This window comes from Natronincola peptidivorans (genome assembly GCF_900111615.1).
Taxonomy (GTDB): Bacteria; Bacillota; Clostridia; order Peptostreptococcales; family Natronincolaceae; genus Natronincola_A; species Natronincola_A peptidivorans.
In genome coordinates, this window is the sequence record NZ_FOHU01000001.1 from 328,112 (window position 1) to 352,620 (window position 24,509).

Below are 24,509 nucleotides of genomic sequence, written 5' to 3' on the forward strand. Positions count from 1 at the left end.
AAGCTATTATATAATTGATATTACCCAAAAACCTATGTTTTTATTACCTATAATCTATAACTCTCTTTTGCTTGCTATCTAATTCAAACTAACCCTCTGGTACCAGAGGGTTAGTAAATTAATAAAAAACTATTAACTTTACGATGTGACATTGTCTTCTTGAATTTCTTTAGGAAAATTCACCCCTTGTATATGGATATTAACATCAAAAACTTTTATTCCCGTCATGCTTTCTATTATAGTTTTTACATTGTCTTGTATTTTCCAAGCTATATCTGGAATTTTAGCTCCATAATCAACAATGATATATAAATCAATTGCAACCCCTTCATCAGAAGCTTCAATTTTAACACCTTTTGACAAACTTCTTTTTCCTAGTTTTTCTGCAATACCGTCTACCAATCCACCACTCATTCCTGTAACACCATCTACTTCAGTAGCTGCTAAGCCTGCTATCGTTACGATTACCTCATCTGCTATTTTTATTTCTCCATATTCTAGCTTTTCTATTGCTTCCATGCCTATACCCCCTAAGTTCAACCTTCAATAAGTAATCAGTTAATATCTAGTCTTTATTATACCAAATTGCATCTCTATTGACAAACAATTCTATTTTTTATTCATAATTGTTATGCCTCTCATCCCAATATCAGTTTCACGCATTACCACGTCAACAATCTTCGCCACATCTTTCTCTGTTAAATTTTCGCTGTTTACTACTATATTAATGGTATTATCTGTTAAATATACAATAGCATCACTAAATCCTTTTGCTACAATCATATTTTCAAGCAATACTTCTTTTTCTGTACTTGCTATCATATCAATTTTTATATTTTGTGCTTGGTTTCTCATTTCGTCACTAGTAAGGTGATTATTAATAATATCATTTAATTGACTCACCATTTCACTACGCTTTTTGTCTCTTTCTAGCTTGCTTTCGATAAAATATATACCGCTTCGCATGGACTCTTTGCTAGTAATGCTTTCTGTAATCTGTGCACTGGTTTCTTGTACAATCTCTACAACCTCATTATTACCTCTGCTATCAACAATACCTGTTTCTTCTAGACTTATCTCAGCACTACCAGCATCTGTATCATCATCCGTACCTATGGACTGGGTTTCCTCACCATCTCCTATATTTTCATCATCTAATAAGTCTAATAATACTCCACTTTCTTCTAACATTGTCATTCTATATTGTTCTAACTCACTTGAAGTTTGCAATAGCGATTGTTTGTTTAAATTGTAGTTGATGTACCCAATAAGCCCTAACATTACAACTAAAGAAAAGATTACAAAATTCTTTCTTCCTATTTTTGAAAATTTCATTAAAAATCCCTCCCAACTATTATTTTGAGTATACTTGGACCTTATGTCCAGGAACTTGTAAAACTGTTTTAACTGCATCATATAATTTAGCCTTTATTACTACATCCTCTGCTCCTTCTGCCACTACAATCACACCATTAACCTTTGGCTTAATTTCTTTTAAAACTAAAGGTCTATGTGTATTAGCCTCATTTGCAACGACAATGGTTTCCGTAACATTATCTGAAGCAATAACCCTTGTACCACCACTAGCATCTTTCTCTTCAGTAGTATCAGTAGATTTTGTAGTATTAGAAGCAGGTATGATTTCGGTACCCATTTCAAAGGTAATCATTACTTCTACTGCCCCTACTCCTCCAATACTTTGTAAGATGTTTTTTAATCTATATTCTACGATTTCCTCCTCTGTCATTTGGATATTAGTTCCTTGTACAAGAACATCTCCCAATGGTTCATTAAAACTATTTTTTGTCTTGGTGTCCTTTGTTAGGAAATCACTTGATACAATAAGTGCCATGATTGCAATTGCCAATAAAACTAATATGTTGGCTATATACTTTTTTGATAAAAATTCTTTAATCATTCCCTTTAATTTATCCTTATCCATTCTAATCCTCCTTTATTTGTCTTTTAGTATATGAATATTAACATTGTCTTTAGGTAAATTGAAATATGTTTTAAAATGACTTTTTATAGTTTCTTTCTCATTATTTATCCATATGCTTTCAACTTCTTCGTTATTAATATTTTTATTAAGAGATACATCAATTTGTACTGGTTCTATATCCTTATTTATTTCAGTATCTGTATTCATATTTCTTAGTACTATTTCAGCATTGTAGATAAAACCTAAATACTCTATTTCTTCTTCTTCAATCTCTAGGACAATATCTACAACCTCTAGATTTGATAAATTTTCAATACGATACTTCATCTGCTCAGTTAACTGGCTTTTATATAACGTTACTATAGTTTGATTGTGCATATCAGAATAACTATCCAATCTGTTTTTTGTAGTATTATAATCTATCTGACTAGAAGCCTGTAATATTTTCTCGTTGAAATTAACATCACCTCTTACAAAATGTAGCAGCGGACTTAGTATTACTACCATAATTAATAAGCCTACCACAACGTTAATATACCTCTTATTATTTGAGTTCGGTATTAAAATTTCTACAAAGGTTACAAATATAATTACAGAAACAATTGCTATAATCCATTCTCTAATAATTTCCACTAAATCACCTACCTCATCATCACTGTTATGTTGCCAGTGCTTATTATAATGGTTATTGTGATAAAGAACATAATTGCTACAGAACTAACTGTTGCAAACAACAAAATTAAAGATGTACTCATACTATTCAAACATTCAACCAAACCATTTTCTGATATAGGTTCGATTACAGCTGCACAAAGTTTGTAGATGATAATTAATGCTAATATTTTTATCATAGGTATTAAACATAGTATAAATATGGAGATCAACCCTATGGCTCCGACAGCATTTTTTAGTAATAATGAACAACCTATTACTGTGTCCATTGCATCCGATAGAAAACTTCCTACAATAGGAATAAATTTGTCTACAGCAAACTTAGCAGTTCTGATAGTCACTCCGTCTACTGTTGCAGCAGTAATGCCCTGGATAGATATTAGCCCTACGAAAGCCGTTAATATGAAGCCCAACATTACTGCAGCTGTTTGTTTAAGTAATGCTGATAATCTAGTAACTTGAATTTTAGATGAAAGATTATTTACTATTGCCAATACTGCTGAAAATAAAATTAATGGTAAAATAATAGTTTTAATGATGGTTCCAATGAATCCTATTGCCCCCAATAAAATGGGATGTAGAAAGACAGATGTTGTTATGCCTCCTAAAGCCATTAGCATAGCTAATAATACTGGTAGCAGCACTTGCATAAAGCCTACCATCAAATCGATGGTATCTTTCCCAATATTTATTGCAATCAAAAAACTTTTAATTGTAATACTAACTATGACTAGATAACACACATTATAGGCTAGTCTACCAACAACTTCATTTTCAAAGGCACTTTGTAGTGTTTTCAAGATTGCACATATGGATGCTAGTACAATTATTTGTGCCAATAGCTTCCAATTAGCAATAACTTCTCTGAATAGGAATCTAAGGCTGCCATTCAGTATATCGTTAAAGGAGATAGTGCTTTCTCCTTTTAATAAACTTGTTATAAATGATTTAATTTCTATCCTTGGTATATACTCTTCTAAATCTCTATTAATAACATCCATTATTTCTTGCAATTCTCCAATTTCTAGTTTTTCAATTTGATTCTGAATAATTGTTTCTGGAGTTAGTTGATCTCCTTCACCCCAAACTACTGAGGTTAATGAAATGCAAATAAACATAGAAACAATAATGATTTTTTTCACTTATATCACATCCTAGGGCACTATGTTAATGATCAAATCCATTAAAGATACTAATATAGGTACTGCCATTACCATAATTAAAATTTTTCCTGCAAATTCTATTTTAGATGCGATTACTCCTTCCCCAGCGTCTCTACATACTTGCGCACCAAATTCTGCTATATAGGCGATTCCTACAATTTTTAAAATAGTTGATAAGTATATATCATCTATATTAATTGTGTTGGCCAACTGGTTTAATATTGTTATCACGGCTTGTAGCTTAGTTACTATAAAAATAAATATAATTACTCCAGTTACTAGCCCTATATAAATACCTATCTCAGGTTTCTCGTTCCTGATTAATACAGATAGAAAAGTAGCTATCAAACCAATCGCTACGATTTGAAATATTTCCATTGCCTATCACACCCTTAATACAATTGAAACATGGTTTTTACAGTATCGAACAAATTACTAACTAAATTTATCACCATCATTAACACAACTATAATCCCTACTAATGTAGTCATCATAGCTTGTTCTTCTCTTCCGGCCCTTAACAACACTTGATTGAGTACTGAAACTAAAATTCCTATTGCGGCAATCTTAAAAATTAAATCTACACTCATTGTCATTTATTTCTCCCCCTTATGAAGATCAAAAAAATATTATTACAATAGTAATTCCTAGTAAAATGCCTAAATTTCTATATAATTTAACATTTTTATTCTGCATTACAATTGATTGTTCATAGCTTCTTTTTACTTCTTCCATTGTTAAATGTATATGTTTTATTTGATCTTTACTATCTGATATCCCCATGTTTTTGCCAAGAGTAACCAATATCTCTATGTCCTCTTTAGTGAAAGATGTGTATTCTGTTTCCTTTTCAACGGCTTTTTCCCAAACGTCAGCAAATAATAACCCTTCTTTTTTATATAAAGTATCTGATGTCGCTAATAAAATATTGCTAATTTCAGGCTTACTCTTTTTTGCTACTTTTTTTAATAATTCTGGTAAAGGTGTAGCACTATAGAGAATTTCCGTTTCCAGCATCTGCAAAGTAGAGAGAAGACTTCCCAATAGCTTAGTTCTATCAATGAAAGCATTAGCATATATAAAACCTATCAAAGAACTGCAACCTATAATAGTTAAAGAAATAATTAGTTTGATCATCATGTTATCCCGCCACCTTATTTTTTAAGGGATATTCTAATAAGTCATTGAAAGTAGTACCATCTAGAATTTTTTCAATTGTCCCAACTCCTTGCTTGTTAGACAAAATGATTATTTTTTTAAAAACTCCTTCTTTAACTAAACTGCCTATTACTTTTTTAAAGATAATATCCTCCAAGGATTTCCCATGAACCGTTGTAATTAGTTTAATTCCTGCTAATAAAGCCTCTTGAATTGCCATACTATCTTCATCTCTTCCAATCTCATCCGTAGCTATGATTTCTGGAGACATCGCTCTGATCAACATAATCATCCCTTGAGCCTTTGGACATGCATCCAAAACATCCGTTCGAATGCCAAGATTATTTTGGGGTATTCCTTGATAGCATGCAGCAATCTCTGATCTTTCGTCCACAACACCAACCCTATTTCCTTTTAAGCCTAAAGAAGGAATACCATCACTTAAATTTTTGATAATGTCTCTTAATAATGTTGTTTTGCCACATTGAGGTGGAGAAACGATTAATGTATTCACGAATTCGCCATTATCTATTATGTGTTTCAATACATTGCTTGCTGCACCAATTTTTTCTCTTGCAACCCTTATGTTTAAACCCGTAAAATCTTTTATAGTTTTTACAACCCCATTATTATGAAGAACTTTACCTACTATGCCAACCCTATGACCTCCTTGTACAGTGATATATCCATTCTTCAATTCTTCTTCTACTGAATATATAGAATAATTCGTGATAAATTGAAGTGTATTGTCTATATTATCCTTAGTGACTGTAAAACTATCTTTACTACTCAATGATAGTTCTCCTTTTTGAGTAATAAAATAATCCTGATTGTTTACATGAATTATTAAAGGATTATTTATCCTTAGCCGTATTTCTTCTATTGAATCTTTTATTTTATTTGGCAAATTTCCAATAAGTCTTCTTATACTAGGACATAGGTATCCTTCTAAGCTAAAGCTTCTATTTTTTATTATAAAATTAGTGCTCTTTTCATTATCTCTCACAACATGTCCCTCCTTATATATAATAGATATATTTATCTATCATCTTAATTATTCCCAATTCAAAAAAAAAAGAAAAACCAGCAGCAAAACTGTTGGTTTTTCTATATTAGACTATTTAACTATATTATTATTCGTGATGATGATTCTGACATCCTGGTTGATCACAATGGAATTCTTCATCTAACTTAATTGATTTATTACAACGAGGACATACTACCTCTGGTGTCTCGTCATAAAACAAATCCTCATCTACATATATTTCTTCACTACAATTAGGACAATCAATTTCCATAAAATCTATATCATCATCCTCATAATCTTCACTTTCATCTGTTTCATACAATTCATCCTCAACATCTGCTAAATCTTCATCTAATGCTTCAACATATTCAGTCAAATCCTCTTGGTCTTCATTCATCATAACAATAGCTTCAGCAAAATCATCTAAAGTTTCAATGATATTCAATAATATTTTTCCTTCTTTAGAAGATTCCTCAATGTTTAGGCCATCAGCTAGTCCTTTTAGATATGCTACTCTTTCAAATAAGTGGTTCATAGGTCTTCCTCCTTTTTCATTAATAGCTCTCCCCATATTATTTACCAAAATATGTTTAACTATACTCTAGACATATATTCACCATTTCTTGTATCAACTCGAACTGTATCTCCTTCATTAACAAATAAAGGTACTTGTATAACTGCGCCAGTTTCTAATGTGGCTGATTTTGTTACATTTGATGCTGTATCACCCTTAACTCCAGGATCCGCCTCAGTCACCTTTAATTCTACAAAATTAGGTGGATCTACTTGAAATGCTTTACCTTGATAAAACTTTATTGTTGCATTATCATTTTCTTTTAAAAATTTAATAGCATCCTCAACCTCATTTAGTGTTAACGGAACTTGATCATATGTCTCATTGTCCATAAAATAATAAAATTCTCCATCGCTATATAAATATTGCATATCCTTTGTCTCAATATGCGCCCTTGGAAATTTATCTGAAGGATTAAAGGCTTCCTCTCTTATAGAACCCGTCTTTAAGTTTTTATACTTGGTTCTAACAAAAGCTGCTCCTTTTCCAGGCTTAACATGTTGAAAATCTAATACTGTATATGGTTCTCCATTCATTTCAAAGGTGATCCCTTTTCTAAAATCTCCTGCTGAAATCATAAAATCCCTCCATCTTTATATGTTATTATATTTTAATTTCAATTAATTCCTTCGAAGTTTTTGATAATACTTTATAACCATTTTCAGTGACAACTACTAAATCTTCTATTCTTACTCCCCCAAAGCCAGGTATATATATACCTGGTTCGATAGTAATCACCATTCCTGGTTCCATAGGAATATCCCCAATAATGTTAACATGAGGTAGTTCATGAACTTCTAAACCAACGCCATGGCCCAAACCATGACCAAAGTTATCACCATAGCCTGCCTCTTCAATAATACTTCTAGCTATAGAATCCAAGTCCTTACCAGTGATTCCAGGTTTCACAGCATCAAGCGCTGTTTTTTGCGCCTGTAAAACAATAGAATAAATTTCTTTTTGTTTAGTACTAGCTTCTCCAACAACCATAGTTCTAGTCATGTCAGAACAGTAACCTTCATAAATACAACCAAAATCCAAGGTGACGAAATCACCTGCTTCAATAATTTTATTAGAAGCTGTTCCATGAGGTAAAGAAGATCTTTCTCCAGAAGCTACAATAAAATTAAAACTGACACCGCTTGCACCTTGCTTCCTCATGAAAAATTCTAACTCCAAAGCTATATCTTCTTCTATCGCCCCAGGCTTTAAAAAGTCTAGAATATAAGCAAATGCCTTATCTGCTATAGAAGCTGCTGTAGTAATATACTCAATCTCTTCTTTAGACTTAATAGACCTTATTTTTGTTAAGGCTCCTTCTAAGGCTACCAAAGACAGATTCTTTAGCTTTTCCTGTAAATCTAGGGCATGTCCATAGGTGAAGAATTCTTCCTCTACACCTAATCTTCCTATATTTAATTCATTCAGTATATTTGTTAAAGGCTCATATCTACTAGTTTCTATAATCTTAAAAAGTTTACATTCTTTTTGAGCTTGCTGCATATATCTAAAATCCGTAATAAATATTGCTTCATCTTTCGTGATAATTACAAATCCAGTAGTTCCAGTAAAACTTGAGATATACCTTCTATTTTCCGGCTTGCCAATTAGTATTGCATCTAAATCTTTTTTAAGTAAAACATCTCTAACGCTGGCTATTTTCTTATGCATTCCCTACCTCCTATATGATAGTATTAACTTTGATTATGATGGATCAGAGCATGTAGTGCTAATATATAACTATAGAATCCAAAACCACTAATTTGTCCTATACAAGCAGCAGCTGTGACTGATTTTTTCCTAAAATCTTCTCTATTATGGATATTGCTTAGATGTACCTCAATAACTGGATTGCTTATCGCTTTAATAGCATCATGTATAGCAACACTATAATGGGTATATGCAGCAGGATTAATGATAATTCCATGCATATCATTTGCATTATGTAACAAATCAATTATTTCACCTTCAGTATTACTTTGGATTATATCCAATTTAACATTGTTTTTTGCAGCTTCTCTAAGTAAATTTTCATTAATTTCCTTCAAAGTCATTCTCCCGTAAACTTCTGGTTCTCGAATTCCTAATAGATTTAGATTTGGTCCATGGATTACTAAATATTTTTCCACAACTGTTAAACACTTCCTTTGCACAAAATTCTATATCATCATAACATATTTTTTAAAAATTGAATAGTTTTTAGTCTCACTTTAAAATGATTTTTCTTGTAATATTTAATGTCTAGGAGAACTGGTTACTTTATTTATTGCAATTGTTAATGCATTAATTACATCTGCTTCAAATTGAATAGACAAAGCATTAATTTTTGAATACACCTCTCCTGATTCTGTAGCAATATATTTTGGTGGTAAATGATTTAGTGCAATAGCCTTTATATCTGCTACACATTGATTACAAGTACATACATCATCGTTTAACTTTAAAATGTTTGGTAATAGGTTATTTACGACAATCTCCATATAATTTTTTATTTCCATATTAATACGCCTCCCTTTTACTATAATTTGCAATCATTAATAAATAAAAATACTTGTTTTTGTTCAATTAGATATAATAATACCATGATAATAAGAAATGATTTCTATAGCATTCACCTCAACTTTTGGTAGATGGAAAGCATCAAGACCCACCACCTCAGCTCTGGGCATCATTAGCTTAGCCTGTATCCTTTTTCTTGCATTATTATAGATTCCTACCCCCTCTAAAATCAAAATATTCTCTTCACTATCATAATTAACTATAATTTTATAACTATGAGGATGTGGATAATTAGAAAAAGGATTCTCTACTAGTCTATTAAAATCCTCTAGTCTATAAATAAAATGAGATTGCATATAGTCATCTAAACTTGGTGGAGTATACTCAAGTAAATCATTTTCTTCAGAATTTGCTTGAAAATTAGTTTTATAAGTTCTTATGTCCTCAAGATACTGGACTATGATGTCATTGGTGCTTTCTATAACGACGAATATTGTTTCCTCAAAGGCTGCCTCCACCAAATAATAAGCTTTTACTCCATTACTATTTGATAAAGTAGCATAATAATCGTTTATATAGATTGTGTATGTAGATATAGTGATAACAAGTACAAGTAGGCCCAGTAAAAAGCAACTTACAGCAATGGAGCCTTTGCTATTTTTTAAATACTTCTCCATAATTTTCCTACCTATATTTTAGTTTGATTTGTGTCTTAACAGAATAATCAATGGTTTTTGCAAATACTTCAATGGCCAATAATTGATTTTCAATAACCTCAGTCACCAAGATATCTTCAATTTCATCTATTAAAACATTATGTTCACCATTTTTGTTAACTCTCAATTCTCCTTTTTCGGCGTAATAATATAATAATGTGTTGTAATGATTTCTTTTATTACCGCTCAAATCTATCCATATCGTTTCATTTTCATGATTTTTTCCTTCAATAAGCTTTTCAGTAGAATGATATATAAGTGATTGCTGATTACATTCCCTTATGCGCTTCTCAATATAGTTTAAAGCGAATCGAGTGTTTTGTTGAGGTGTTAATGATTTTACTAAGTGATGTTGGATTGTTATATTTTGCATCATAAAAGAAATCAGCCCTAATAGGATGCAGCAAAATATAGACATAGAAAGGATAACTTCTATTAAAGATAAGCCTTTATTATTTCTTCTACACTTCACATAGACCTCCTCCAGCTATTCATTATTATCATCCAAAGTAGTTATGAAGAATTCTTGATAGATTTTTTGATATAATTCATCTCCTTTGGTGTCATAGAAATAATTATGTAAAAAATACACTTCATTACTATCTATATTCTCTAGCCTTACTATAATCTCATAAATATTTTTTTCATCATATAATCTCTTTAAGCTAATCGTAGTATCATAACAATTATCCCTTGTACTCTGTAGTGTTTCCAGAGTATTTAATAATTGCTCTTCTCTATTCACCTGATCTTCTACCTGTGACAGTGAAGCTTTAATCTCCTCCATTATTCCTTGGGTAGTTTTACTAAGGTCATAGTGGATCTTGCTCCTTTTATTTGTATGAAAAATCTCCATCATAATAGAAGATGTTACACCTATTATCAAAGTAGAAATTACAAGAGCTATTAATACTTCTATTAAAGTGAAACCACTATTGTTCTTCATCGAAATAGGTATGTCCCTTCCTGTTTTTTACTAATAAATATCTGAAATTCTTACTCTTCCAGTTCCAATCATAATTTCAATCATGATATACTTTCCTTGATTATTACCTAAAACGACTCTTCCATAGTTGGTATTACCATGTCTATTATAAGTAATCTCAGAGTCATTGCCAGGTACAACCTTAATTCTTTCATGAATTTGCTGGCGATAAACCGCTTTTCCTCCAAAAACCTTTTCTCTTACTCTAAAAGAGCTTTCAAATACCTCTAAACTATAGTCCCTAGATTCATCTAGGCTTAATTGCTGTGCAAGGTGTAAAGCACTTTTTATTTCATTAGCAGTAGACTTCAAAAGAAATACATCATATAAATCTCTACTTATAGGTAAAGTAATAGCTGATAGAATACCTATAATCAATAAAACCACCAATAATTCAATAAGGGTAAATCCTTTTTTGTTCCCCTTCAATTCATTTTCCTCCATTTTATTATCATAATAAAGTTCTGGAAATATATAGAATTTAATTGAATACTGTAAATATTCGTTATAATATCAGTATTTCCTTCTAAAAATAGAAAAATCTACATAATATTGAAAAAAGGATAGTTGTCCTCTTTTATTTTAAGAAAACAATTATCCTTATTATTCCTTCATGATTCATTTTACAGGTGATATAGGAAATATATGGCCTCAGCCTTAGTTAAGGGATTTCCTAAATAATCTATACCATTAGAATGTATTCCTTTTTCCCTCAAAATCTTCTGGTTAATCTGTTGCCAGTTGAAGTCTGGGTCTTCTAAAACCTTTCTCATCACCATTTCTACTTCCCTGTAGGTAATAGGGTCTTGAGGTCTTAGTGTATTGTCCATATAACCAATAATAAAACCTCTTAAATGCGCCTTATATATAGCTTTAGCAATAGCATTTTCATAGCTTCCTAAATTCTGATAATCCTCAAAAGCTGTAAGGTTCACACTTTCCTCCAACTCCTCCCACTGCAATACTCTATCTAGTAGAAGGATAAATTCTCCCCTGGTAATACTTTCATCAGGATAATAATTATTAGTTCTGTCGCCTCGTATATAATATAAATGTCCAAAGGTATCTATTTCCTCCTGAGCCCAATGTCCATTAATATCATTGAAAGGTCTATATCTTTCTGCTATCAACAGTTGAGAGTCTCCCGCTCGATAAATATAATTCATTCCCACTTCTTCTTCAATCCTAGAACGAAAAGGATTACTGTTTTTATGGTTTTCATCTAAAAACCAGTCGTATAGCCTTCCTTCCTCAACCTCTAATGAAGAAAGACGATAAAAATTTAAATCGATACTACCCGTGAGGATTTCATTCTCTCCACTTGAAATAGTCAAATTGCTTATGATTATTTTTCTTTGAAAACTCCATATTTTTTCCAGTAGATTGCTTAAAGAAGTAAAATCTCCCTCATAGTCAATTCTAACTGTTATAGCATCCACACTTACCTCTCCTAGGGCTTCCTCTCTAATAGGTGAAAAGGATATCATCTTGACTAAAAGCTCCGTACTGCTTAAAAGATCATTGATTAACAAGATCAACTCATCTTGCAGTAGGGCAGGGAAATAATTCATAGATGCAATTTTTTTAGTTTGTACCAAGTTGGTAATTTCCTTATTTAATGCATCCTCCAGCAAATCTATACTCTGAAACTCATTTGTTCTTTCTTGGTACATTTGCTTTTTATGACTAACATTTTCTAACTTTACCAATTGAGGTGTTACTAAGAAACGAAAATATCCATATAGAAATACCACAATGACCAGAAAAAAAATGGAGAATTTTTCTCTCTTGGTTATTTTCATCCTAATTCACATCCTTTACTTTCAGTTCAATGATAAAGCTATAGATTTCCTCTTGCAGGCTAATTGAAGGTATGAATATTTCTTCAAAGATTTGTGTCAACCGTAGGTTATGTTCAAGCTCTGCTATTGCTGTCTTATCATTACTTCTGCCATTGATAACAATCATATTTGTAGAAAGGTTCATTGAGTGAAAATATAGATTTTCTGGTATTGTACTAAAGATACCGTAAAGTAAAACTTCATTAATACTATCTAGATTAGCAATTTCTTGATCTATATTTTCAATTATTTTAAGTTCATTTCTTGTGCTATCTGCAGCTCCTTCTTTCTCCTCAACCCTTTGGATTTGTTCTACTATTTCTGGAGTCTCTAGATTGGCTTTCATGGCTGTTATTTCCTTCTCAATTATCTTTATCTTAGCAAAATTGAATATGGGATAAGAGAATACACCGATAATGGTTACAAGAATAGCTAGATACAACACGAAACGTTTTATTTCAGTTCCTCTTTGCTTTGATACATAAGGTTCAAAAAAGTTTATATCCTTCATTCTCCTCCCCCTATCTTCTTATCAATATGCCAATATTATTAATGTAAGAAGCCATATTGATCTTTTCTATACTCTCGTCAAGATTTACAATGCTTATCTCCTGAATTTTTTTTGTAGGGATATTGAAGGCATCCTCCATGTATAGGGATAACTCTCCTAGTTTCCCACTGCCTCCATAAATGTAAATAGCATCAATGGTATTCCCAGTACTTCTAGTGGTATAATATTTAAATACCTTTTCAATTTCTTCTATCCAATTATCAATGCTTCTCTTCACAATGTTGATAAATCTTGAGTTATCTGATATTTGTCTTGTTTCATTATCTAATACTAATCTTTCTGTATCTTCTAATATATCCCCGCTTGTAGCAGCGGCAAAATTATGAATACCTTCATTGATATCTCTTATTTCAGCCTTCTTAGATTCCGCATCACCTAAAGGAACACCTAAAAAATTATAAAGATTTATATCGATATCCCATCCCCCCATATTAAGTAGCCGATTAAATTTATAGACTCCTTTTTCAATCAAAGTTACATTGATTTGACGATGACCCAAATCTATCACTGCGATAGTTTTATCTTTTAACCCTTCCTCTTTATTGATAACCATTTCAGCATTAAAGAGCTTATCAACGGCATTAGAGTGCACGTCTAAAACCATAGGCTTTAATCCAACAGCCTCAAGTAATTGTAAATAATCTTCAGCAATTTTTTTTGGTAACGCCGTTACCAGTACCCTGGTTTTTTTTACATCTCCTTCAAAAAAGTTCTCTAACTGCTTATATTGAATAATATATTCGTCTATTTCTATTGGAAAATATTGCTGGATTTCAAATTCCAGTATTTTTTTCATCTGTTCTGGCTTAACAGAGGGTATATTAATCTCCCTAGTGATGATAGCTGAACTTTCAATACTACAGAAGGTCTTGCTGGCCTTGATTTTATTACTATGAAGAGCAGCGTGTATCGCCTCTTTTAGGGACAAAATATCTAAGATTTCTCCGTTCAAGTAGGCATCCTTTGGCGTTGCCACCTTGATGGCTTTTTTCAATATCACAGTACTCTTTTCATATTCTCCTATCAATATTTTTATGCTATGATTGCCAATATCAATAGAAAGCATCTCTCTATTCCAAAGCTTAAAGATATTCTTGTCCAATTTTTTCCCTCCTTCATAGATTTTAAAAAAACATCTCTACATACCAAGTGACTATTTCTTGGCTCCAGCAAATAGTGATAAATGTAGCAATGGCGATAAAAGGCCCAAATGGTATAGCCTCCTTCCTTCCCTTTCTCTTCAACAGAAGTAACATAACAGAAAGGACACCTCCAATAAAAAAAGATAAGAGCATCATCAAAAGCGTAGATTGCCAACCTAGCCACAATCCTAAGGCGCCCATTAGTTTGATGTCTCCGCCTCCCATCCCTCCATTTGAAAGGATAGCTACTACAAGAAAAAAAACTCCTCCAAGTAAGAGACCACCAATGCTGCTTAATAGAGGAAAGGAACCTCTATATAAAACCATATATGCTATTTTATAAAATAAACCTGCCACAATAATTAAAATTATCATGCCATCAGGAATAATCTGATGGTCATAATCAATGAAAGTAATCGCCAAGAGTATACTCACCAAAACTCCATGGGCAAAAAACTGAAGAGATAAGCCAAACTGTAAATATAAAATTAGATAGAGACCTGCATTTATCAACTCAACCAATGGATATCGCAAGGATATATGTGCATTACAATAACGACAGTTTCCCCTAGAAGTCATATAACTCACCACTGGTATCAAATCAACAGGCCTCAGACTACTGCCACAATCGGGACAATGTGATGAAGGATAAACAATAGATTCCTCCCTTGGAATACGATAGATACAAACATTGAGAAAGGAACCAATGAGAAGTCCAACTATAAAAATCATAAAATAATACATTCTTCTTCTCCTTGTACATGTTGTATGTAATTCTAAATTGATTAGAAGGCATTATCTTGCATAATAAAGATCATTTGTCTAATAGTATATCATAAAACAAAACCTGTTTAACTACTAAAATGCAATTCTTTTAGACAGATTTAGACATTTCTCATGCTAAAAAACTTGCTTAAGAATATATCTATAAATAGAATAATTAGTTCTACCTTTAATAGTAATAACTCTTATTTTTTTTCTGTAGATAATATAGTATAAAAAGAGCTACCTCAAGTAAGATTGACCCTTAGTTCTTGTAAATACCAACAACTTAAATGTTTTCTATATTGCAGGGACAAAGAACCGTCCCCTGTCCCTGTGCTTTATTCAGCAATCAATAAATTACGATACCTGATTGCTAAATCTGAGTCATTACCTTGCACAGTAGATTTTGGTCTCATTAATTTAAAATTTAGTAATGTTATTTGAGTTTCTGCAATATAACTTTGTGCGTTCTCCTCTACAGTTATTTTAATCCTAAGAGTATTAGTGCTATTAAGCGCTTTGCTAAATACAATACCTATGTTAGAAACACTATTGGTTACTATTTTTTCAGTGCGAGTTGATGTAGTTTCATTATATATAGAGTGATATATAACGCCATCCTTTAAATATATATAGTTGTAGTTTTGACTATCTTTTTCTGCCTCACAATCTGCTACCGACATAATCTTTAGCTCTGTGGCTTTTCTTACCTCCTGCGTAATAGTGTCCATTGTAAACCGAGCTTCACTTTGTAGATGGAATTGGTTGTTACTAATACCAAAGAGGCTATTTCCATAAATAACTAAGGAGATTGCTACTGTAATAACCATTCCTACTAAAGCTAAAGCTATCATTATTTCTATCAATGTAAAACCCTTTCTATTTTTAAATACAGGATACAGCATGGGTATACACCTTCCTTGGTTACTATACAGTACAAATCATATCTCTATTTAAAATGACTTTAATCAGGTTTAAAAGAATTCATTAATATTTTGTTTCCTGAAGAATCATATTCCAATTCAACTTGTATAAGTTGACCATCAATCTCTATTTCTGTAGTTCCAAACTTAATAGAAATTGTTTTCTCCATTGTACTAATTTCATCAACAACACTTCCATCCATTTCTTTCTCAATCAGCTCTTGACTTGTATAAAGCGCCTCAGTTTTATGTCCTGATGTAAATATTTGTGTAAAACTAAAAGTAAAAATAGGAATTAAGCTAATAGAAATGATTCCAAAAATTGCAATACCTAAAATAATTTCCACTAAGGATAGTCCTTTTCTATTCATTAGTTTTGTTATCATTAGTAATACACCTCTCCTGCCAATCTTAAAACTGGATTTTCATTTTAATTCTATCTCCATATAGTATATCTATAGGAGGTTTTACCCAGCAACATATCTAAGCTACTGTCACCAGACAAATCTGTATACTCTAATGAACTATTACCAGACATATTTAATTCATTAGAGATTATTATCCCTTTTACACTTCCGCTTCCTTCCATATTAACTGTAGCGTTTGGGGCATAAATAGCTCTAACAACCGCTGTACCTGCCCCGCTAATTGTGACACGATTACCTCCTGTAATGATATGCCCTTGTATATTTGCTGAATGTCCTATAGTAATCATTGCATTTTCACCGTATAATAAACTCTTTATTATAGGATTACCGGCAGGAGCAAAGTTACTACTTTTGAAGAAAATAAGAGCGTCTTCTGGATTACCGTCTGGATTAATAACACCACTACTAGTAACAGTAAAATCTTCATCTATGTACAAGTATAATTTACCTGTACCAGTCCTATTAATATATATTCCTCTATTGCTTCCGCCCGAGCCTGAAATGTTAAGATTTTTTGTTCTAATAATTAAATCTTCATCTCCTACATTTATTTCCAGCCTACTATTTACTTGTATTCCCTCCTTGTACCAGCCACTTGAAGAAATAACATAGGGTGGTGAAGGATTCCATCCGGCTGTTAATTTTGATTCAATGATAGGCAAAGAAGAACTTACCTCATCAAAATCAGGAAAAGACGGCATAGTAAATGTCATGGGAGCAGGAATGACTTTAAGGTTTCCAAGTATTTTTTCAGAATAGGCTATATCAGATTTGGTAAGTGAAGAATTTAATAAATAAATATCTCCATCAATATATTGTCCTCCACTAGAGTTAAAAGAAATTTGTGATGCAGAAGTAAAGCTAGAGGCAACTGAACCAAGAATTTTTGTGCTACCGGAAAACGTGATTTTGTTATCCGCGAAAAGAGCATGCTCAAAATCAGCTAGTATTGATTCAGTTGTTTTATTTAATGTTAATATCACTGTATCTTGAACATCACCTACATTTCCTGTGGAGATGATATTTAATTCATCGTCATTCTGTTCCACCAATATCTCAAAGTATCCCTCATCATTATCATCTAATTTAATTTCCTCGCTGGTAATATTTGAGATATTATTTATTAATGATCCCAATTGTGATGGAGTTAACGATTCTGATTGATTTACGATATAGTTACCTAATGCCTCTGCACCTGAACGGGCTAAATAGTAGGCCTGCATTCTTTTTGCCTGATACGTACTATGCCGATTGTCTGCACTACTGATATTGAGAGCAACAACACTCAAAAGAAACAATACCATAAAGAGAATTAACACTAATGGCAATACCATTCCTTTTTGATTATACAAATATTTTCTAAGCATAATACTGTGGCCCCCTCACCCATAATTCTCAAGCTGTCCATTTATTAAATCAATAATATTTATGAGATAAGCGCATAAATATTATACTCCATCAGCACGACGATTAGGTGCCAATAATGAATTAATAATTCCTATTATAAAGTTACAATAAACTTCAATGTAATCTAAAAGGCATGATCCCTGAAAAATTTAGAGATTATGCCTAAAGGCCATTTTAAAGAAGCCTAATTCTTATGTTTCAATGTGCTTAATTGTTGGATACTTTGCTTGTTTTTTGCTAAAATGGAAGCCTCTTAATACTAGATTGAGTCCTTAACTCGCTTTATAATTCCACTCAGTATTTATAGAATACTCAATCATTTCATTAAAGGGACAAAGAACCGTCCCCTGTCCCTTGCAAAGCATCTCTTTACATTTCTTAAGGTATGTCTATTAACTCAGTACCCTTGTAAACAGTCATAGTGCTTCCGTCAGTATCAGGTCTAACAAGAGTCCAGCCAGTTGTTGAACCTGTAGGAGCACTTGTCGCTAATGAAACATCGTCATTCAAATATTCGTTTAATTCATCTTCTGTAAACCCACTACCATAGTTGGCTTCAGCAATAGTTGCTGCACTTAGTATTGTTCGAGCTGTAGCTAGATTTGCAGTATCCTCAGCATCATCTCTAAATGAACCCAACCTAGGAACAGCTATCAACGCCAAAGCACCCAAAATTCCAATTACAACAACCAACTCAATTAACGTAAATCCTTTTCTATTCTTTAATCTCTTAGTAAAAAATTGTATCATTTCTTTTGTCCTCCCTTTTTTTATTCATATTAAACTATACAAAGATTGCTTTTGGTCTTGTCTTATGGTTTTTCTGTATTCACCTCCCTAAGATTTTGTAATTAATGAACTATATCAATAGTCAAGGTTTATTTGTGCCCTTACCCATTAGTGTACAGTGTGTAACATATCAAACATAGGCAGTATCATAGCAATAACAATGAATCCGATTATTACTGCCATTATTACAATCATGATGGGCTCTAGGAGGGTAGTCATCTTTTGAATGGCAAGATCCACTTCATCGTCATAGAAATTGGCTGTTTTGTCTAGGATTTCTTCTAGTGTCCCTGATTCCTCCCCGATATTAATCATGTTGTCTAGCATTGGCGGAAAAAGTCCCGTTTTTCTTATGGGGGTAGCGATGTCTACACCTTTCTTAACATCTTCTCTAGCCTCCATAATACCCTGTGCTGCATAGGTGTTTCCTACTGCATTTGCAACATTTTCTAAAGATTGTAGCAATGGTATCCCGCTTCCCAACAATGTAGATAGGGTTCTAGAAAATCTTGCAGTAATTATCTTTTGGTTAAGTATCTTAATCATCGGAAGTCTTAACTTTAACCTGTCAAAGTTGTACCTTCCATCTATAGAGTTGATATAACGCCTTAATCCATAACCTGACAGTATTACTATAAACAATAAAACATGCCAAAATTGCTTCAATCCGTTACTGATGATTAACAATATCCTCGTTGGTAGGGGTAGAGCTACACCACTTCCTTCAAACATTCCTAAGAAAGTAGGCATTACAAAGGTAAGTAGAAATATTACCACTGCAATAGAAACAAATGTCAGTATACTAGGATAAACCATAGCACTCTTTATTTTATTATTGATACGGTTTTCTTTTTCATAATGAACTGCCAATCTATCCATAATGATATCAAGACTACCACTAGTTTCTCCTGCTGCTATCATGTAAACCATTAACTGAGGAAAAATTGAAGGATGGTTTTTCAATGCTTCTGAAAAGGTTTGACCTTTTTGAACCTCTTCATATACCTCTGCTATAACCTGCTTTAGCTTTTTGTTTTCTACTTGCTGGCGCAAAATATCTAAACAGCTTATAATGGGTACTCCAGAATTCAGCATGGCATAAAATTGACGACAAAAAATTGCGATATCCTTTGTCTTAACACGACTCAAGGGCTTTAGATCAAGGACACTCTTGCTTTCCTTCTCTTGAATGGAGACAGGATAGTTATTATTCTGTTTCAACATCATAATCACTTCATTTTTATTTTTTGCTGTGTAAGAGCCTTCTATATTTTCACCACCGATGTTTACAGCTTTGTACTGATATATTGGCATACCCTCACCTCATTTCCCTCAAATGGAGTTACACTATAGCATCAATTGTTTTCTCATAAAATCTAAATCTAATGCATGGTTCATAGCAGTATCTTTAGAAATAACTGATTGTCTGTATAGATCTAGTACTGCATGATCCATTGTTTGCATGCCTGATTTAGCTCCAGTTTGGATACCGGTTTGGATTTGGTGAGTTTTTCCCTCTCTTATAAGATTTTTAATGGCATTAGTAGATACCATTACTTCAAAGGCGCCAACTCTACCACTATGATCCATCTTCACCATTAATTGTTGAGAGATAATTCCTTCTATCACTGCTGCAAGCTGTACTCTTATTTGTTGTTGCTGATGGGGTGGATACACGTCAATAATTCTGTCTATAGTTTTAGCAGCTCCTAATGTATGTAGAGTGGATAAGACCAAATGTCCCGTTTCTGCTGCTGTAATAGCTATACTTATCGTTTCTAAGTCTCGCATTTCTCCCACGAATATAACATCAGGATCCTGTCTTAGGGCAGCCCTTAAGCCATTGGCAAAACTATCTGTATCAGCACCAATCTCTCTTTGATTAATAATGCTTTTGTCATGGGTATGTAGGTATTCTATAGGATCCTCTAGTGTTAAAATATGACACTTTCTCTCAGAATTAATGAGGTTAATCATAGAAGCTAAAGTAGTGGATTTACCACTGCCAGTTGGCCCTGTTACCAATATCAACCCTCGGTTTTTTCGTGATAAATCCTTCATAATTGGAGGTAAACCAAGTTCCTCTATGGAAGGTATTTTACTGTATACCACCCTAATAGCGATACAAATGCTTCCTCTTTGCTTATAGATGTTGACTCTGAATCGCCCTAACCCAGGTGTTGAATAGGAAACATCTAGTTCGCCCCTTTCCTCTAGCAGCCTTTGCTGCTCAGGTAGCAGGATCTGTTTCATCAACATTTCCGTATCTGTAGTTGTTAATTGTTTTTCTCCTATTCTTAACAATCGCCCGTTAACACGGATAATAGGTGGTACTGATACGGTAATATGTAGGTCAGAGGCATTAGAATCTAGCGCCGTTTTTAATAAAGTATTAATCTCCATTCCCTTTCCTCCTAGTCCAAACTATAGGTAACCTTAATAAGTTCGTCTATCGTGGTAATACCTCTTTTTACTAGATCAACCGCATTTTGTTTTAGGGTAATCATTCCTTCTTCAATGGCGATTTTTTTAATCGTCTCAGAGCTTTGACGCAAATCAATACTGGATTTAATTCGTTGGCTAATAGGCAATATTTCATGTATAGGTGTTCTGCCTTTATAACCAGTATGATTACAGAAGTTACAGCCTTCCCCTTTATAAAGAGTTGGAGGATGCTGTATATTTAATATTTGCTGCTCATTAGAATTCCCTATGTAGGAGACTCTGCAATTTTTACAAATCATTTTTACTAATCTCTGAGCCACAACGCCTACAAGTGAACTGGAAATCAGATAAGGTTCTATCCCCATATCTACTAATCGGGTCACCGTAGCGGTGGTATCATTAGTATGTAGTGTGCTTAATACTAGATGGCCGGTAATGGCAGCACGAATAGCAATTTGAGCAGTTTCTGAATCTCGTATTTCTCCAATCATAACGATATCAGGATCCTGTCTCAAAATTGCTCTTAGGCCATTGGCAAAGGTAAGACCTGCTTTTACATTAACTTGAGATTGATTAATGCCTTCCAATCTATATTCTACTGGGTCTTCTACTGTAATAATATTTTTGTCAGTTCTATTCAGATCCTTTAATACTGCATAAAGTGTAGTGGTTTTACCACTGCCAGTTGGACCTGTTACTAAAATAATACCATGTGGATTTTGAATAATTTTTTCAAAAGTATGTAGATTTTCTTCAATAAAGCCCAGCTCATTTTTCGATAATATTACACCACTTCTATCTAATAGACGAATAACAATCTTTTCTCCATAGACTGTAGGTAGAACAGATATACGCATATCTATATCTCTACCATCCACACCAGTTTCTACCCTACCGTCCTGTGGTAGCCTTTTTTCAGCAATATTCATTTTTGCCGTAATCTTTATTCTAGTTACGACAGCAGAATGACTGGTTTTTGCTATCGTCATAATTTCTTGTAAATCCCCATCTACTCTGAATCGTATTCGAAGATGCCTTTCCCCAGGTTCTATATGAATATCACTAGCGTTTAGTTTAATAGCTTGTCTAATAATAGAATTAACCAATTTTACCACGGGAGCATTGTTAATCTGAGCTAGTATCTCTTCATCTAAGTCTTCAATAGCCTGAGCACTAAAATTCTCTTGGAATTCTTCCAATGCTTGTTCTGTATTTTCTTTTTCATAATAAATACCAATAGCTGTTATTACATCATTTTCAGTTGCTATAACAGCTTCTACATCATAACCTGTAGATATCCTAATGTCATCTAAAGCAAAAATATTTAGAGGATCTACCATAGCTACAACTAATTTTCCTCTTTCTTTTTTTATAGGAATTAAACTATGTCTTCTAGCAAGCTTTTCACTAATCAGTCTTGGTATTTCTGGTTCAATATAATAATTGTCTAGTACAACATGTGGAATTCCCAATTGAAATTCTAAGACTTCAATGATTTGCTTTTCAGTAATAATTTTTTGTCTTATCAGGATCTCTCCTAATTTTTCTCCTGTATCTTTTTGAAGTCTTAAAGCTTCTTGAAGTTGTTGATGACTGATATAATTTGAGCTTACCAATAAATCTCCTAGCTTTTGAACTTTATTGCTCATAGTATTTTTCTCCTTATTCCTATTAATTGCTTTTCAATCTATGCTATCACTATCAAGAAACTCTTTTTGCAACACTCCGAATTATGAGATTTATATCGATATTGATATGTAGAGAGGATTTAAATGAACTTGTTAGGAAATCATTGATATTTTTTTATTGGTAATATAGTTGAAGTTTATAGATTTTGCTAGTGTATTTACTGAAAATAGTTAAAAAAAACTAACAACATTATTTTATATTGTTAGCCGGTTACGCCACTACATCCCTACGGCTTAAGGCGTCCAAATATATCCGTAGGTCTTTTGTTCTAGGACTGTTTATTATTCTAGCTTTGTTGTCTCTATTATATAGGATTTTTTGTTCTTTTGTCAATTCATTAAGGAAAAATGAATAAAATGTAGAAATAAAAAAAAACTATAATCTCTTAGTCAGAATATAGCTTTTTTTGTAGTAATTCTTTTATTGTTTCAAATGAGAGTTTTTGTCTCGTCCAGATCTCAAATGCTAAAATTCCTTGATCTATTAGCATGTCTAATCCATGATGAATAGTAGCTCCTACCTTTAATGCTTCTTTTAGAAGCTGAGTTTCAAAGGGATGGTAGATAATATCACTTACCACCATATCCTTATGGAGGTTTAGATGCTCTTGAAAAGGTACATCCTTCGTATTTGGAACCATTCCAACTGGGGTGCAATTAATCAAGATATCTATTGGGTAGGTAGCTAAGTCCTCTGGTGCAATTGCTTGATTTTTTTCGATAGAGGCTTTATCGATTTTCTCTAATACGTCGATTATTTCAATAGATTTATCCCTTCGTCTATTACAGATGGTAATTTCACAATCATATTCCATCCTAAGTGCCACCGCAATGCTTTTTGCCGCTCCACCAGCCCCTAGTATAGTAATTCTTTTCCCAGCCAGTTGGATACCTTTTCTTTCTAATCCTTTAATATAACCTTTTCCATCCGTATTATAACCAATTAAACGACCCTTTTCATTTTTTACAGTATTAACAGCTCCTATAAGGTTCACCTCTGGTGACAACTGATCTAAATACTGCATAATTGCAATTTTATGTGGAAAGGTTACATTGCAACCTATATATCCTAAAACTCTTAATCCCTCCACGGCCGTGGATAAATCCTTTTCACCTATTCTATGGTTAATGTAGACATAGTTTAAACCTTCTTTTTCAAAACCATAATTGTGGATAAGAGGAGATAAGCTATGCTCTACAGGATCACCCAAAAGGCATATGGCTTTTGTTTTACCATCAATTTCTTTCATTTCATTAATCCCCCTTATGATCTTTTAACACCACCCTTAACACATGTCTTTCTATTTTTCTGACAAAGGTTGTCCACCAAAACTCCTTACTTTCAATAGGTACTACTAAAACTGTAAGGAGACCCATTCTATTTCCTCCTAGTACATCTGTAAATATTTGATCTCCTATAACGGCTGTATTATGAATCTCAGTCTTCATGATTTTCATAGCCTTTTTAAAAGGTCCTCTTCTAGGTTTGGTTGCTCTATGAATGGCAGGCAGCTTAAGCTCTTCGTTAAATGTAACTACTCGATCCTCTGTGTTATTAGAAACTAAACAAACTTCAAAGCCTTCTTTTCTTAATTTTAATAACCAATCTATTGTTTTTTCGCTAGCATATTTTATATCCCATGCCACCAATGTATTATCAATATCAATAATTAAACCTTTGATATTTCTATTCTTAAGTTTATCTAAGTCTAAGTGCAGTATTGATTCAATATACAAATCAGGGGTTAAAAGTTTCATATTAATCACCTCTTTT

At 32.8% G+C, this 24,509-nt stretch carries 31 protein-coding genes; all 31 read right to left on the reverse strand.

Annotated elements, in window-relative coordinates; genetic code table 11:
• Positions 1-138: 138 nt before the first annotated feature.
• A complete protein-coding gene (locus BMX10_RS01675; RefSeq protein ID WP_090438311.1) occupies positions 139-519 on the reverse strand; it encodes an Asp23/Gls24 family envelope stress response protein in 381 nt (126 codons plus the stop codon).
• A 90-nt stretch (positions 520-609) separates the two neighbouring features.
• Complete coding sequence (locus BMX10_RS01680) at positions 610-1,335, reverse strand: SpoIIIAH-like family protein (protein WP_090438314.1); 726 nt, start codon at positions 1,333-1,335, stop codon at positions 610-612.
• 19 nt (positions 1,336-1,354) lie between these two features.
• Entirely contained in the window at positions 1,355-1,942 is a 588-nt protein-coding gene (spoIIIAG, locus tag BMX10_RS01685; RefSeq protein WP_090438317.1) for a stage III sporulation protein AG, read from the reverse strand.
• Positions 1,943-1,954: 12 nt separating this feature from the next.
• Complete coding sequence (spoIIIAF, locus tag BMX10_RS01690; protein ID WP_090438320.1) at positions 1,955-2,575, reverse strand: stage III sporulation protein AF; 621 nt, start codon at positions 2,573-2,575, stop codon at positions 1,955-1,957.
• An 8-nt stretch (positions 2,576-2,583) separates the two neighbouring features.
• Complete coding sequence (spoIIIAE, locus tag BMX10_RS01695) at positions 2,584-3,756, reverse strand: stage III sporulation protein AE (protein WP_244272598.1); 1,173 nt, start codon at positions 3,754-3,756, stop codon at positions 2,584-2,586.
• Positions 3,757-3,768: 12 nt separating this feature from the next.
• Entirely contained in the window at positions 3,769-4,155 is a 387-nt protein-coding gene (gene spoIIIAD / locus BMX10_RS01700; RefSeq protein WP_090438323.1) for a stage III sporulation protein AD, read from the reverse strand.
• 14 nt (positions 4,156-4,169) lie between these two features.
• On the reverse strand, positions 4,170-4,373 hold the full coding sequence (gene spoIIIAC, locus BMX10_RS01705) for a stage III sporulation protein AC (RefSeq protein WP_330387772.1): 204 nt from the start codon (positions 4,371-4,373) through the stop codon (positions 4,170-4,172).
• Positions 4,374-4,395: 22 nt separating this feature from the next.
• Positions 4,396-4,917 carry a stage III sporulation protein SpoIIIAB gene (gene spoIIIAB, locus BMX10_RS01710; RefSeq protein WP_090438326.1) on the reverse strand — a complete coding sequence of 174 codons (522 nt, stop codon included), beginning with the start codon at positions 4,915-4,917 and terminating at the stop codon, positions 4,396-4,398.
• Between the two features lies 1 nt (position 4,918).
• A complete protein-coding gene (gene spoIIIAA, locus BMX10_RS01715) occupies positions 4,919-5,941 on the reverse strand; it encodes a stage III sporulation protein AA (protein ID WP_244272599.1) in 1,023 nt (340 codons plus the stop codon).
• Positions 5,942-6,068: 127 nt separating this feature from the next.
• Positions 6,069-6,497 carry a CD1247 N-terminal domain-containing protein gene (locus BMX10_RS01720; RefSeq protein WP_090438331.1) on the reverse strand — a complete coding sequence of 143 codons (429 nt, stop codon included), beginning with the start codon at positions 6,495-6,497 and terminating at the stop codon, positions 6,069-6,071.
• A gap of 59 nt (positions 6,498-6,556) precedes the next feature.
• Entirely contained in the window at positions 6,557-7,114 is a 558-nt protein-coding gene (gene efp, locus BMX10_RS01725) for an elongation factor P (protein WP_090438333.1), read from the reverse strand.
• Positions 7,115-7,139: 25 nt separating this feature from the next.
• On the reverse strand, positions 7,140-8,207 hold the full coding sequence (locus tag BMX10_RS01730) for a M24 family metallopeptidase (protein ID WP_090438336.1): 1,068 nt from the start codon (positions 8,205-8,207) through the stop codon (positions 7,140-7,142).
• Between the two features lie 23 nt (positions 8,208-8,230).
• Positions 8,231-8,665, reverse strand: a complete 435-nt coding sequence (gene aroQ, locus BMX10_RS01735) for a type II 3-dehydroquinate dehydratase (RefSeq protein ID WP_090438339.1) — start codon at positions 8,663-8,665, stop codon at positions 8,231-8,233.
• A gap of 105 nt (positions 8,666-8,770) precedes the next feature.
• The gene (locus tag BMX10_RS01740) at positions 8,771-9,034 is read right to left on the reverse strand and encodes a late competence development ComFB family protein (protein WP_090438342.1); all 264 of its coding nucleotides are present in this window, start codon (positions 9,032-9,034) and stop codon (positions 8,771-8,773) included.
• 63 nt (positions 9,035-9,097) lie between these two features.
• On the reverse strand, positions 9,098-9,712 hold the full coding sequence (locus tag BMX10_RS01745; RefSeq protein WP_090438345.1) for a hypothetical protein: 615 nt from the start codon (positions 9,710-9,712) through the stop codon (positions 9,098-9,100).
• Positions 9,713-9,719: 7 nt separating this feature from the next.
• Entirely contained in the window at positions 9,720-10,223 is a 504-nt protein-coding gene (locus BMX10_RS01750) for a PilW family protein (RefSeq protein ID WP_170834630.1), read from the reverse strand.
• 15 nt (positions 10,224-10,238) lie between these two features.
• The gene (locus BMX10_RS01755; RefSeq protein ID WP_090438351.1) at positions 10,239-10,697 is read right to left on the reverse strand and encodes a PulJ/GspJ family protein; all 459 of its coding nucleotides are present in this window, start codon (positions 10,695-10,697) and stop codon (positions 10,239-10,241) included.
• Positions 10,698-10,727: 30 nt separating this feature from the next.
• Positions 10,728-11,165: a prepilin-type N-terminal cleavage/methylation domain-containing protein gene (locus tag BMX10_RS01760; protein WP_170834631.1), complete on the reverse strand. Its 438-nt coding sequence runs from the start codon at positions 11,163-11,165 to the stop codon at positions 10,728-10,730.
• A gap of 194 nt (positions 11,166-11,359) precedes the next feature.
• Entirely contained in the window at positions 11,360-12,538 is a 1,179-nt protein-coding gene (locus BMX10_RS01765) for an S-layer homology domain-containing protein (RefSeq protein ID WP_090438359.1), read from the reverse strand.
• Between the two features lies 1 nt (position 12,539).
• The gene (locus tag BMX10_RS01770; protein WP_090438362.1) at positions 12,540-13,088 is read right to left on the reverse strand and encodes a PilN domain-containing protein; all 549 of its coding nucleotides are present in this window, start codon (positions 13,086-13,088) and stop codon (positions 12,540-12,542) included.
• A gap of 10 nt (positions 13,089-13,098) precedes the next feature.
• Entirely contained in the window at positions 13,099-14,250 is a 1,152-nt protein-coding gene (pilM, locus tag BMX10_RS01775; protein ID WP_090438365.1) for a type IV pilus assembly protein PilM, read from the reverse strand.
• Between the two features lie 22 nt (positions 14,251-14,272).
• Positions 14,273-15,034, reverse strand: a complete 762-nt coding sequence (locus BMX10_RS01780; protein ID WP_090438368.1) for a prepilin peptidase — start codon at positions 15,032-15,034, stop codon at positions 14,273-14,275.
• Between the two features lie 359 nt (positions 15,035-15,393).
• Positions 15,394-15,960, reverse strand: coding sequence for a PilW family protein (locus BMX10_RS01785; protein WP_090438371.1), 567 nt, complete (start codon positions 15,958-15,960; stop codon positions 15,394-15,396).
• A gap of 59 nt (positions 15,961-16,019) precedes the next feature.
• Positions 16,020-16,364 carry a prepilin-type N-terminal cleavage/methylation domain-containing protein gene (locus tag BMX10_RS01790; RefSeq protein ID WP_090438374.1) on the reverse strand — a complete coding sequence of 115 codons (345 nt, stop codon included), beginning with the start codon at positions 16,362-16,364 and terminating at the stop codon, positions 16,020-16,022.
• A 50-nt stretch (positions 16,365-16,414) separates the two neighbouring features.
• Positions 16,415-17,773, reverse strand: a complete 1,359-nt coding sequence (locus tag BMX10_RS01795) for a DUF7305 domain-containing protein (protein ID WP_090438377.1) — start codon at positions 17,771-17,773, stop codon at positions 16,415-16,417.
• 418 nt (positions 17,774-18,191) lie between these two features.
• Complete coding sequence (locus tag BMX10_RS01800) at positions 18,192-18,563, reverse strand: competence type IV pilus major pilin ComGC (RefSeq protein WP_090438380.1); 372 nt, start codon at positions 18,561-18,563, stop codon at positions 18,192-18,194.
• Positions 18,564-18,710: 147 nt separating this feature from the next.
• Entirely contained in the window at positions 18,711-19,916 is a 1,206-nt protein-coding gene (locus BMX10_RS01805; RefSeq protein ID WP_090438383.1) for a type II secretion system F family protein, read from the reverse strand.
• A gap of 33 nt (positions 19,917-19,949) precedes the next feature.
• On the reverse strand, positions 19,950-21,005 hold the full coding sequence (locus tag BMX10_RS01810) for a type IV pilus twitching motility protein PilT (protein WP_090438385.1): 1,056 nt from the start codon (positions 21,003-21,005) through the stop codon (positions 19,950-19,952).
• 11 nt (positions 21,006-21,016) lie between these two features.
• Complete coding sequence (locus BMX10_RS01815) at positions 21,017-22,696, reverse strand: GspE/PulE family protein (protein WP_090438388.1); 1,680 nt, start codon at positions 22,694-22,696, stop codon at positions 21,017-21,019.
• Positions 22,697-23,121: 425 nt separating this feature from the next.
• Complete coding sequence (gene aroE, locus BMX10_RS01820) at positions 23,122-23,985, reverse strand: shikimate dehydrogenase (RefSeq protein WP_090438391.1); 864 nt, start codon at positions 23,983-23,985, stop codon at positions 23,122-23,124.
• Positions 23,986-23,989: 4 nt separating this feature from the next.
• Entirely contained in the window at positions 23,990-24,502 is a 513-nt protein-coding gene (locus BMX10_RS01825) for a YqeG family HAD IIIA-type phosphatase (protein ID WP_280140724.1), read from the reverse strand.
• Between the last annotated feature and the right edge of the window lie 7 nt (positions 24,503-24,509).